The organism is Paenibacillus diazotrophicus (assembly GCF_042610465.1).
In genome coordinates, this window is record NZ_JBGJZN010000006.1 from 155300 (window position 1) to 168157 (window position 12858).

The following is a 12858-nucleotide window of genomic DNA, read 5'->3' on the forward strand; positions in this document are numbered from 1 at the left end:
TGTGGTTAAACCAGCAGCAGGCAGTAAAGGATTTCTAACTCGGCTGCGCCCCTCCAAGTCGCTAGGGGTGCGGCTCTTTCTCGTGTTTTTCATTGCGACGATGGGGATTGTATTATCTCTGGGGTACATCTCGTACTCTGTTGCCAAACAAACCATTGAGAACAATGCTTTGATGTCCAATCAACAGAACGTCGAGCAAACCGCTGAGAAGCTGGATGTCATCATGATGCGTTTTGAAGACAGCCTGAGTCAGCTTTTTTACAGCAGGGATATTCAGGATGCAGTTAACGAGGGGATTGCGGCCGTTGACAGCAAGGAAGGACTGCAGAATCAGGCGGAACAGATCAATAGTGAATTGAACCGTTGGATGACTTCGGTCACTGGAGTACAGGCGGTGTATCTGATCCCTTTGAACGAGAAACTTCCAGTGTCTGCGGCGGGAACTAAGGACGAGGCTTTTATAGATGGGATCCGGAAAGCTTCCTGGTTCAAGCAGCTGAAGGAGAAGCCGCAGAGTTTGTGGATTACTGAAGGGCTGAAGAAGGGGAATACTTCGGGTGTGTTTCATTTAGCCAAATCCATCGCTGATGATTCAGGGGCAGCGGGTTATATGGCTGTTGCCGATATCAATACAGGAGAATTGGACAAGCATCTGAAGAAGGTTAACCTGGGAATGGATTCTTACATCCAATTACTTACAAGCAAAGACGAACTGATAGCCTCTTCCCAGGAACAGGCAGATTCGTATCTTCGCTTGGGAGGCACCTTGTTCAAGGGATTGACTGAAACCTCGGGGTCTTTGCCAACCAAAGACGAAAAAGGCAAATCGATTCTGGCGGTCTATGGCACTCTGCAGAGCTCGGGCTGGAGAGTACTTGGTGTTGTGCCTTCAGAGAATCTGGTTAAGGATGCAGGCCGCATTCTGAGCACGACTTATATTGCAGTTGCAGCCGCTGCGCTCATTGCGATTCTGATCGGCTTGTGGATGGTCAGAATGGTATCCCGTCCACTCTCCAGACTGAGGGACCTGATGTTCAAGGGAGCGGAAGGGGACCTGCGGGTACGGACGGTAGTGGCTTCCCGCGATGAAATCGGTCAGCTATCCGGTTCCTTTAATGTGATGATGGAGCGGATTACTGAGCTGGTAGTGCATACCAACGAGACGGCACGTGAGGTTATGGAAACGGCGGATGCGCTGGGCAGTGCTTCGCGAAAGACAGCTGCATCGGCCAAAGATATTGCTACGGCGATGGAAGAGATTGCCGGAGGAGCTGGAAGCCTTGCGCTGGAAGCAGACCGCGGCAATGAGATGACGGCGCAGATATCCGGGCGGATGGATGTGGTGATATCTGCGGCTCACGAGATGGAGAGTACCGCACATGATGTGGGACAGTCCAGTCAGGAAGGTGTCGGGAAGCTGCAGGAGCTGCTTACCAAAACACAGATGACAGGCGATATGACGGACAAGCTTGTCATGAAGGTCAATGAATTGAAGGATACCGCATCCTCGGTGATCCAAGTTCTGGATGTCATGCAGAGCATTACACAGCAGACCAACATTCTGTCGCTGAACGCTTCAATAGAAGCCGCGCGTGCTGGTGAAGCAGGTAAAGGATTCACGGTGGTGGCTGACGAAATCCGCCAGCTGTCTGAACAGTCCAAGCGCTCCATTGCCATGGTGGCTGATATTACTGACAAAATCATGTCGGATATGAATGAGACAGTAGCAGCACTGTCGGAGGTCGCACCTCTTTTCGGGGAGCAGACCATTTCAGTCCGGAACACGAGTGATATCTTTGTGACCGTTCAGGGCCAGATGAATCACTTCATTACACGGCTGGAATCCGTGGGAGCATCCATTGACGGGTTGAATCAATCCCAGCACGTGCTGTCGGATACGATAAGCAATGTCAGCTCTTTTGCAGAGCAATCCTCTGCAGCCTCCCAGGAAGTGGCATCCCTAAGCGGGGAGCAGCAAAGTGTCAGCGATTATCTGGTGGACCTCTCCGGCAGACTGGAACGCTCCTCGAATATGCTAAAAGAAAGACTCTCAAAGTTCAACGTATAATCTCTGAATACTTCAAATCAAAGACGCCTCTTTCCAACCGGAAAGAGGCGTCTTTGGGCATCATTCATACGTTCCGCTTGGTCATTATAAGCAGATGATACTGGAGTTTTAGCTGGAGCGATCTGCCGCTTCAGGTAATAAATCCATCAGGTGGGCATAATAGAATCTAAGATACTTTTAGTGAGTCAACAAACATCAGGAGGAATGGTTTTGTACAAGCTTGGTCCTAAACGTATGATTTGGAGTTCAATCATCCTGTGTGCACTGGTAGGGATGCTGATTCTGAGGCTTGCATGGGTCCAACTGCTGTTGAAGGACCGTAAGGTTCCGGGGGCAGAATACTCTATGGCTCAAATGGCGGCAATTCAGAGTGAGCGGGAGATGGTGCTGGACAGCGGCCGTGGCCGTTTGTATGACCGCAACGGCCAGCCGCTGGCGGGTGAAACGGTGTGGACCGCGGCTTTTTTTCCGCAGGAGGAAGCTAAAGCTGCTGAGAACAGTGCAGCCGGTAAGAAGCAGCTCCAGCGTCTTGCCACTGTGCTCGGTGTGACCTATGAGCAGCTTCAGGCAAAGCGTAAGGGACTGAAAGAACCGCTGCTCTGGCCTTCCGGCAGCGGGAAAAATCCACTTGAGCTTACCCCGGGGCAGGCTCAAACGGTGGAATCTCTTGCCATCGACGGTGTGCGGGCACTTCCCTTTGCCCGCCGATATGAAGGGGAAGAGTCAGGGCGACAGTGGCTGGGGTACATGTCAGAGGCTTCGGAAGCCCAGATGGAGCAATCCACTACAGGTTTAAGAATTCCAATGACGGGAACCGACGGGCTGGAGAAGACACTGGAACCGCTGCTGCAGGGGGTGGGTCATACCGAAGTATATGCCCAGGTGGATGCCCGCGGGAACCGTCTTCCGGGTAGCCCTCTTAGGGTGAGGGCACCTGGAAATCCGTATTATCCGTTATCCTTATATACAACGATTGATAAGCAGCTCCAGGAAGGTATTGAACAGTTGGTTATGAAATCTGGAATCAAGGCGGGTGCAGTAGTTGTACTGGATACGAATAACGGGGATATTGAGGCCATGGTATCATTCCCCTTCTATAATCCGGGACGCATCTCGCCCGAGGGCGGAGAGTGGAACAACCGGGCACTCCAGGCAGCAGTGCCTGGCTCGATCTTCAAGATAGTCACCGCTGCTGCAGCACTGGAAGCCGGAGTGACCTCTCCTGAAGAGAGGTTCCATTGCTCTGGACATTACGGGAAATACGGACTGGCCTGCCGAAAAGGCAATGGACACGGCTCGCTTACCATGGCAGAGGGATTCGCCGTGTCTTGCAATACCGTATTTGCTTCCCTGGCTGAGCGGCTGAACGGGGTGCAAATGGAGTCTGCAGCCCTTGCACTGGGGCTGGGCAGGGATATCAGCTGGCAAGCGGAGAATACGCTTGGCCTTCCCTTGCTCCGTCCGTTGTCCGGGGAACAGCCGGGAACCATATTCAGCACCCTGCTGACGGATGATGGCGGGGCCAGAGTGCAGACAGCGATCGGCCAGCGTGATGTCCGGGTTACACCGCTGCAGGCAGCCAACCTGCTAGTCACGCTGCTGCATGGAGGCGAAGTTCGCGCACCACGCATTCTGCAGCGGGTGGTCTTTGCTAATGGACAGACCCTCCAGGAGCTGCCTACACATTTGTCTCCTGCTCCGCAGGGCAGGATCTCTCCGTCTACAGCCCATGTGCTCCTCTCCCTGATGCGCAAGGTTGTAACAGAGGGAACGGGAAAAAGCCTGCTGGGCACGAAATGGCCCGTAGCAGGCAAGTCAGGGACGGCACAGACATCGGTGAAGGGGGTATCCCGCAATAACCAATGGTTCATTGGGTATGGGCCGGTCGGCCATCCCAGATATGCTGTATCCGCTATGGTAGAGGATGTGGCACCGGGGAGTCCGCATGCCGCCACCACACTGTTCGGTCAGGTATTTGAGCTGTTGTCAGAATCTGAGGGAGCCTGAGCCCCTCCCGCTTCACCTGAGACCGCAGCTCCTCCCGGTGTCGAAGGCTCACAGGTCGCAGCAAACGGTGAGACGATAAACTCTTCTTGCGGCAGGAAGATCCAGCGCTGGAGATAACCCTGCTGAAGCAGCTCCTTGAGCAGAATAAGCAGAATCGGCGAGAGAATCAGGCCGGCGAACCCGAAGAGAGAGCTGGACAGAATTACAAATGATAGCATGAGGAATGCCGAGGATACACCGATGGAATTGCCTGTAATCTTGGGCTCCAGCAGCTGCCGCACAATCAGCACTACCGCGAGCAGCACAAGCAGGCCGATGGCAAGCGTGGTATTCCCGACAATGAACAGATATACAATCCATGGAATCAGAATCGTCGACACGCCCAGCAGCGGCAGCACATCGAACACGGCACAGACCAGTGCCATGGTGATTTCATTTCCGCTTCGCAGAATGAAGAGGCCGATAAGCACAATTGCGAAGGTAATGCTGATCAGAATCAGTTGAGCCTTGAGATAAGAGCCGATCGCTTTGAAGACATTTCCCTGCAAAAAGGCGAAAGCGGTCTTGAACGTCTTCGGCATTTTATCATGCGCAACTTTGCGCCAGTCTTTAATCTCCATGCTCAGGAAAAACGCCAAAATAATCGCAATGCCGAAATTGGCCATAAATGATGAGAACGAGCCAAGGACGCCGATCATATACTTTAGAAAGATGACCAGCCAGCCTGAAAGCACATTGGTCGCTTCTTTGAAATAACCGTTAATTTTGTCCGTAAGATCCGGCGGTAACGCATCCACTTTATGCTGTAAATAGGTAGTTGTCTCAGCAAACTGCTGCTGGACTATGTATGTATACCGGGGCAGATCATCCTGGAACTGGAGCGCTTGCATCGTAATGAGAAGTCCAGCACCGAATAAAACGCCAAGCAGGACAATCAGGAAGAGGATCACCGAGATGGCGGAGGCGAACGGTTTGGCCATCCCCCGGCGGTTTAGGAAACGGGCCAGCGGCTCGATCAGCAGAAATACAAAAAAGGATAAGAACACAGGGGCGGCCAAACGGTAAAGCATACTGAAAGCAAGCATTACAAGATACACGGTCAGCACGACTAAACCGACATCGAAGAAGGTGCGCCAATATTTTTTGTACAGGGGCAGCATAGGTATAAACGACTCCTTTTTAGATATATTTACAAATTTGGCTTGAATTCATTGTACACGATTTTAACAAAAAAGCGTCTATTTCTTTGATACCTGTGTTAAAATAGGGGGTAACGTTTTTTTGTGGGACTCTGCCTACTTAAAAACCGCGAGACATAAATCACCTACTTGGCCGTATCACAGAATCTGCTTGCAGACGTATAGGCGAGCCAAAGTCAACTCTGGAAAAGCGGGGAATTTATATGCAGACTTTGCTGCTCTGGTTATTTTACATTTCATCCTTCTATGCATTTATCCCTGGTATGATCAGCCGGATATTTGGATATCGTGTCTTTCGAAAAGGGACCGGCCGCAGCGAATTCGCCCTTACTTTTGATGATGGTCCGGATGCGCAGTATACTCCGATTTTGCTTGATTTACTGAAGCGTTACGGGGCAAAAGCCACCTTTTTTGTAGTGGGTTCACATGCGGAGCAGAACCCGGAGATCATCAAGCGCATGCACGAGGAAGGGCATCTGATCGGGATTCATAATTATGTGCACAAGACTAACTGGCTGATGCGTCCACATACCGTGAAACGCCAAATCCAGCTCACCGACGAAATTATTTACAATATTACGGGTGAACGGAGTACATACTACCGTCCGCCCTGGGGAATCGTCAATTTGTTTGATTTCTCCAAGCGCCGCCAGGTGCAGATCGTACTGTGGTCTGCCATGTTCGGTGATTGGAAAGAGAAGCTTGGCGCGGACCGGTTGACGGAGAAGCTGATCAGCAAGCTGAATCCGGGGGAGGTCATGCTGCTGCATGACTGCGGTACCACACTGGGTGCGGACCCCAAAGCACCTGAACATATGCTGATTGCTCTGGAACGGATGCTTCAGGAGGCGGAGCGTCGCGGACTGCGCAGTATACGGATTGACGAGATGATCAAGAGGGGGCAGAGCTCTCCCATTCAGCAGCTTTCTTTTGGCAAAAGACTGATTGTCGGCCTGTGGCTGGCCTGGGAACAGCTTTTCCAGCTAATGTTCCGGCTGAAGACCATCTCTCCGGCAGATCCATTCCTGCATTACCGTATACGCAAATATCAGGGTGGACCTGTGCAGATGGAAGGCGGGGAACTCCTAAGTAAAGGCGACAAGGTGATAGAACTGCATATCGACAACAAGCAGTTGTTCGAGCTGGGTGTACATTCCCGTTCCTCGGCTCAGCTGGCGATCCGTATGATCCGCCGTATGGAGAAGGATCTGCCGGTGCTTGCGCAGCGGATTGCTGCGGATGTAGACCTGGCCGAAGCAAAAGCGCTGTATGGTGTCAGTATGATTAATCGCGGGCCGGAGAAATTCGGGTTCATGGTGCTGGATCTGCCAAACGGCTGGTTTGCCCGGTCAACCAAATTCTACCTGAGTATTCTCCTGAGTGTCATCCATCCTGCAGGCGGCGCCAGACTCAAGGAACGGAGCGAGGTACTGGTTCCCAAAATGATGCTGATGCCTATCTCCCAACTGCTGGACCAGATGAATCAGCAGCGTCCGCAGAAACAAGTGAAGCCGCGTGAGCGGGTAAGGGAAGAAGACTTGAGCCTGGAAGCCGAGCTTCCGGCGGCTACGGTTGTGCACTAACAATAGTGAAATGGAACAGCAATTATTCATTAGCCGACTTCGGTGACTGATCTGGTCACCGGAGTTTTTTTGTTGTTTGGGAATTAGGGCAAGGCCCCGCAATAACGGCAGAAACGCCGTTGTTTGGCCCACCGAAGCGGCACAGACCCGCAATAACGGCAGAAACGCCGTTGTTTGGCCCACCGCAGCAGCACAGACCTGCAACAACGGCAGAAATGCCGTTGTTTGGCCCAGCCAGTACAAAAAAGCTCCTCAACAACGGCAAACATACCGTTGTTGAGGAGCTTTATGGGCATTGCCATAGATCTCCTGACCAGTGTCGTAGCCAGGAGATCGTGGCAACACAATATTAGCGGTGCTGTGCATATTGCCCAGCGCTTGTTAGATCTTCAGCACGCCGCCCTTGCTGGCATTGGTAACCAGCTTGGAGTAGCGGGCCAGGTAACCTGTCTTCACCTTTGGTTCAAAGCCTTTCCAGCCGGTGCGGCGGGTAGCCAGCACTTCTTCATCGACCAGCAGCTCGATCTTGCGGTTGTTGAGGTCCAGCTCGATGATATCTCCATCTTCTACAAAAGCGATCGGTCCGCCTTCTGCCGCCTCCGGCGAGATGTGGCCGATACTGATGCCGCGCGATGCACCAGAGAAGCGGCCATCGGTGATTAGGCCCACCTTGGCGCCAAGACCCATGCCGACGATCTGGGAGGTTGGAGCAAGCATTTCCGGCATGCCCGGTCCGCCCTTCGGACCTTCATAACGGATAACAACCACGTGACCTTCCTTGACTTTGCCGTTGGCAATACCTTCAAGCGCTTCTTCCTGCGAATCGAAGCAGATGGCAGGTCCTTTATGGTAGCCGCCTACAGAAGCATCCACAGCACCGACTTTAATGATGGAGCCTTCAGGAGCGAGGTTGCCGTAGAGGACAGACAGACCGCCTACTTCGGAATAAGGATTATCCAGCTTATGAATAACACTTGTATCCTGGATTTCATGCCCGGTAACATTTTCGGCCAGTGTTTTGCCGGTAACGGTCATACAATCCCCGAAGATCGCGCCCGGTTTCTTCAAAAGCTCGTTCAGCACGGCACTTACGCCACCTGCCCGGTCCACATCTTCGATGAAGATATCGGATGCCGGAGCCAGTTTGGCCAGGTAAGGAACGCGGTTGGCTACCTCGTTGATACGCTCCAGCGGATAGTCAATTTCAGCTTCCTGAGCCAGTGCCAGTGTGTGAAGCACGGTATTAGTAGAGCCGCCCATTGCCATATCCAGCGCAAAGGCATTGTCGAGGGACTCCTTAGTTACGATATCACGCGGTTTCAGATCCAGCTTGATCAGCTCCATCAGCTGAGTTGCTGATTTGCGTACGAAGTCTCTGCGCTCTTCAGCTACGGCGAGGATCGTACCGTTGCCCGGAAGGGCGAGGCCCATCGCTTCAGCCAGACAGTTCATGGAGTTCGCGGTGAACATCCCGGAACAGGAGCCGCAGGTTGGACAGCCATATTGTTCAAGTTCGAGGAGTTCAGCATCGTTGATCTTGCCGACCTGGTGAGCACCGACACCTTCGAATACGGAAGTGAGGGAGAGCTTTTTACCTTTGCTGTCTACACCGGCCTTCATTGGACCGCCACTGACAAAGATCGTCGGGATATTCACGCGCAAGGCGCCCATCATCATGCCCGGGGTGATTTTATCACAGTTGGGAATGCAGACCATGCCGTCGAACCAGTGCGCGGACACTACAGTTTCCAGGGAGTCGGCGATAATCTCGCGGCTTGGCAGGGAATAACGCATCCCGATATGTCCCATGGCGATACCATCATCGACACCGATTGTATTGAATTCAAAAGGAACACCGCCGGCTTCACGAATCGCTTCCTTGACGATTTTGCCGAATTCCTGCAAATGCACGTGGCCGGGAACGATATCGATGTAGGAGTTGCAGACCGCGATAAACGGCTTGCCGAAATCCTCCTCTTTTACGCCGGCTGCCCGCAGAAGACTACGGTGCGGAGCGCGGTCAAACCCTTTTTTGATCATGTCTGAACGCATTTTCTTGTCTGCCATGATGATATTCCCTCCTAATTTTGATGTGAACCGGATATGGTGTCGCATTAACGCATTGCAATCCCAAACGCTGCGAATCTGCGGTTTATAGAAGGAACGGGGTCCAGCTTCTTGCATATAACAGAAGAAGGGCGAAGCCGTTTCTATAAAATATAAGCGGATATACTACGAACGTTATTAGAGAGTCTATCACAAAAGACCTCATTTTTCTACCGGACAATGTGAAGTTTGTCGAGAGGCGCCCCCCTTACAGAACGCGGAAAAAGCCCATCCCGGAAGGGACAGGCTGATTTGGAATGTTGTTACAGTGAACGGCGTAGAGCGGCGCGCTGCAGGGTAATCACCCAGTCCACAGAAGGTTCAACCAGAGGATGAAGCAGGCGCTTGACAGCGGGCTGCGCCAGCAGTACCGTGAAGGAGACCGCGCTGAGCAAGACAATGGCAGCTCCGGCGGCATTTCCAAGATGACTATATATCCCGGACACGGCAGCGAGACGGATCACAAATCCGTGCAGCAGGAAGACATAGAGGGTGCGGCGGCCCCAGTCCGTCAGCCGGCTCAGCCGGTAAGGCACCCATCCGAGAAAAGCGAGAGAGGCGGTAAGCTGCAGCCCATACATTCCCAGCCGGTATACCCCCGCATACCATTCAGGAGCATCAAGCTGCATATAGGTCGTGCTGCCGTACAGCCAGCCCAGCGGGATTCTGGAGCCGAGTGTTCCCAAAGCCAGAAGCAGCAGAACAGAAGCGGCAGCGGCGGCGATTTTGACAGTTTTGGTATAGATACGGGCTAACGCCTCGAAGGAGAAATGATAGCCGATGACGAAAAATGGCAGATACACAAAGGTACGGCTGATACTGAACCAGACTCCGTCAAGCTGCAGATAACCCACCGCGATCCCGGCAGAAACAGCGAATATAATTTGTGCGGCTTTACTCCATTTGCCCATCCCAAGCATCAACAGACGCCAGCAGGCGTGACTGGCCAGGAACCACAGCAGCAGATAAGGAGCGAAGAAGGAATGGTGGATATTGGATACGTGGAAGAGGGAAACGTCCAGCGCTGAATATAGAGTCTGAAATATAAGATATTGTAGTCCTATCTGCAGCAGAACCTTGCGGCCAGGGGCTCCAGTGAGACTTTTTCTAGAGAAATAGCCCGTTACGAGTACGAACAGCGGCATATGAAAGCTGAAAATCCACAGATACAGGCTGTGCATTCCGCTCAGTGTGCCAATCAGAGGCTCAATCGCATTGCCGGCAAATACGGTGACAATCAGCATGAAGCGCAAGTTGAGAAAAAAGGTTTCTCCGCGTGCTGTAAGTGAACTTTCCCCTGACATGACCTAACCTCCAATACGGTTGCATTCAGCCAATTACTTTAATTTTAAAATACAAGGTTTCAGGTCAAACAATTGTGAAATACATCACAACTCTATTTATAGTAAGCGCTATCATAGCGGATAATTGTGGCGATGTCTTGAAGGTTGTTTGATTCCATGGATTCCTCTATAATTTTCTGTATGCAATAATCGGGAGTGAACATCATTGAGGAAAATATTAACCAAGCGCCGCGTACTTTTGGGGATTTTTGTGCTTCTGGTCGCAGCGGGTCTTGGAGTATGGAGATATCTGACACCGTACACGGCGGAAATAAGGGCTGAACATGCACTGGTGTCCGCAGGCGGCGTCCGTGTGGAACGAAATGATAACTGGATTTCGTTTGAGCCTTCCGTTACGCTCGGCACGGCCGTGATTTTCTATCCGGGTGCCCTGGTTGAAGCGGAGGCCTATGCTCCTCTGGCCCAAAAAATCGCTGCTGCAGGCCATCCGTTCTACATCGCCAAAATGCCGCTGAATCTCGCTGTAATCAAAAGCGGTGCCGCTGAAGAGATCATCCGTGTTCATCCGAAGCAGTCATTTGTGCTTGGCGGTCATTCGCTCGGAGGAGTTATGGCTTCACGTTTTGCGGTAGAGCATGCAGACCAGTTGAAGGGTGTATATTTCCTGGCCTCCTATCCGGATGAGAAAGGCAGTTTGAAGGATACCACCCTATCTGTTTTGTCGGTACTGGGTACGGAGGATGGAGTGGTGGATCAGGAAAACTACAATAAAGGACGTTCCTATCTGCCAAGCAATACCGTATATTATTCGGTCAAAGGCGGAAATCACGCCCAATTCGGAAGCTATGGAGAACAGAAGGGTGACGGGGAAGCAACCATTTCGGAGGATGAGCAGCAGACTCTGACAGCACGGGCATTGCTGGATTGGCTGGGCAATCTGCGTTAACTTCTATTCTGTCCGTAGAAAGGAACTGAAGAATGGCCGTACTGCATGTAAATGAGTTAGCCGTACCTTGCAAGGGTATATTGTTCGATAAGGATGGTACCCTGCTTGACCTTCTTGCTACCTGGGGAACCTGGGCTGATCTGATGCTGGAAGGGCTGGAGAACCAACTAATACTTATTGGAAAAGAAAACCGCCTTGGCTCAGACCTCGCTAAGGTGCTGGGCACAGTCCATGACGCCGGGGGGAAAGTGATCGGCTACGACCCTGCCGGACCGCTATCCATGGCTACCGCAGAGGAGACTAATGGGATTCTGGCCTGGCAGCTATATACAGCAGGAATTCCCTGGAACGAAGCTGTGTCCCGGGTGAACGCTATCGGTAAGGATGCCATGAATGAACTGCGCCGCCGCAGATCCGCTCAGCCTTTGCCCGAATTATTGCCCTTCCTGCAGCAATGTGCGTCAGCTTCATTAAAGCTTGGAGTAGTAACTTCCGACGGTTCCTCTACTACAAGGGAGCAGCTGGAATGGATGGGAATCACAGATTATTTTGACACTGTGGTTACGAGAGACCGTGTAACCCATGGCAAACCCGCGCCTGAAATGGCGGAGACCGCCTGCCGTGAGCTGGGCCTCCGTCCTGAGGAGACGGTAATTATCGGCGACAGCAATGCCGACATGCAGTTAGGAAGAGGAGCAGGCCTACGGTTGTCCATTGGCATATCTCCAGAAGGGAGCACTGCTTATTTACTGGATGCGGACACCGTTATCTCCGGTTATCATCAGCTTCGTCTCACAATCTGAGCTTTCTATAGAAGGGATGCGTGTGACTTATGGATCCACTACAGACACTGGTTTCCTGGATCAAGGACAGCGGCAACATCGTTTTTTTTGGAGGCGCCGGAACATCTACGGAAAGCGGGATTCCGGACTTCCGCTCTGCGGCAGGCCTGTATAAAGAGCAGCACAATTCACCGTACCCGCCTGAGGTGATGCTGAGCCGCAGCTTTTTTATGTCCTCTCCGGACATTTTTTTTGACTTTTACCGCAGCAAAATGATTCATCCGGAAGCGAAGCCGAACGGGGCGCATTTGCTGCTCGCAGAACTGGAGCACAGCGGCAAGCTTAAGGCGGTCATCACGCAAAATATCGACGGCTTGCATCAGCTTGCCGGAAGCCGGCGCGTGCTGGAGCTGCATGGTTCCATTCACCGCAACCATTGTATGGATTGCTCGCGTGCCTATAGTCTGGATCAAGTGCTTGCTATCAAGGATACCGTTCCGCGTTGTCCGGCCTGCGGAGGGATCATCAAGCCGGATGTGGTGCTCTATGAAGAAGAGCTGGATCATGATGTTCTTGTGGAATCCGTCGCAGCTATTGCGGCTGCAGATTTGATTATCATTGGGGGTACTTCGCTTACTGTGCAGCCGGCTGCAAGTCTGATTACTTACTTCCAGGGCCGGCATACAGTGCTGCTGAACGGAGAACCAACCCCCTATGATCATAAGGCTGATCTGATTTTGACGGATCGAATCGGCGCGGTGATGGGCAGAATACAAGAGCTGCTATGAGCTTATAGTGAACATCATACGGCAACCGCTGTACATGGGCATGAAATGGTGGGGATTACATTTATCTCGTGAGGT

At 52.2% G+C, this 12858-nt stretch carries 9 protein-coding genes; 6 read left to right on the forward strand and 3 right to left on the reverse strand.

The features are described 5' to 3' along the window. The first annotated feature begins 1 nt into the window (after position 1). Both ACAN54_RS21660 and ACAN54_RS21665 read left to right on the forward strand, forming a co-directional pair. The gene (locus ACAN54_RS21660) at positions 2-2068 is read left to right on the forward strand and encodes a methyl-accepting chemotaxis protein (RefSeq protein WP_379160294.1); all 2067 of its coding nucleotides are present in this window, start codon (positions 2-4) and stop codon (positions 2066-2068) included. A gap of 210 nt (positions 2069-2278) precedes the next feature. Beyond that, entirely contained in the window at positions 2279-4075 is a 1797-nt protein-coding gene (locus ACAN54_RS21665; protein WP_379160297.1) for a peptidoglycan D,D-transpeptidase FtsI family protein, read from the forward strand. Here the strand turns inward: ACAN54_RS21665 and ACAN54_RS21670 are convergent. Further along, positions 4036-5235 (reverse strand): AI-2E family transporter, encoded by a 1200-nt coding sequence (locus tag ACAN54_RS21670; RefSeq protein ID WP_379160305.1) that lies wholly within the window; start codon positions 5233-5235, stop codon positions 4036-4038. The genes ACAN54_RS21665 and ACAN54_RS21670 overlap by 40 nt on opposite strands. A 242-nt stretch (positions 5236-5477) precedes the next feature. Between ACAN54_RS21670 and ACAN54_RS21675 the strand changes: the two genes are divergently transcribed. Next, on the forward strand, positions 5478-6857 hold the full coding sequence (locus ACAN54_RS21675; RefSeq protein WP_379160308.1) for a polysaccharide deacetylase family protein: 1380 nt from the start codon (positions 5478-5480) through the stop codon (positions 6855-6857). Between the two features lie 381 nt (positions 6858-7238). Here the strand turns inward: ACAN54_RS21675 and ilvD are convergent, their stop codons facing one another. Both ilvD and ACAN54_RS21685 read right to left on the reverse strand, forming a co-directional pair. After that, complete coding sequence (gene ilvD / locus ACAN54_RS21680; protein WP_379160311.1) at positions 7239-8924, reverse strand: dihydroxy-acid dehydratase; 1686 nt, start codon at positions 8922-8924, stop codon at positions 7239-7241. 302 nt (positions 8925-9226) lie between these two features. Beyond that, positions 9227-10267, reverse strand: a complete 1041-nt coding sequence (locus ACAN54_RS21685) for an acyltransferase family protein (protein WP_379160314.1) — start codon at positions 10265-10267, stop codon at positions 9227-9229. A gap of 205 nt (positions 10268-10472) precedes the next feature. Here ACAN54_RS21685 and ACAN54_RS21690 point away from each other — a divergent pair, with 205 nt between their 5' ends. From ACAN54_RS21690 to ACAN54_RS21700, 3 genes are read left to right on the forward strand one after another with little or no spacing between them, the layout of a single operon-like run. After that, positions 10473-11213 carry an alpha/beta hydrolase gene (locus ACAN54_RS21690; RefSeq protein ID WP_379160317.1) on the forward strand — a complete coding sequence of 247 codons (741 nt, stop codon included), beginning with the start codon at positions 10473-10475 and terminating at the stop codon, positions 11211-11213. 32 nt (positions 11214-11245) lie between these two features. Then, entirely contained in the window at positions 11246-12016 is a 771-nt protein-coding gene (locus ACAN54_RS21695; protein WP_379160321.1) for an HAD family hydrolase, read from the forward strand. A gap of 29 nt (positions 12017-12045) precedes the next feature. After that, positions 12046-12783 (forward strand): NAD-dependent protein deacylase, encoded by a 738-nt coding sequence (locus ACAN54_RS21700; protein WP_379160324.1) that lies wholly within the window; start codon positions 12046-12048, stop codon positions 12781-12783. Positions 12784-12858 lie beyond the last annotated feature (75 nt).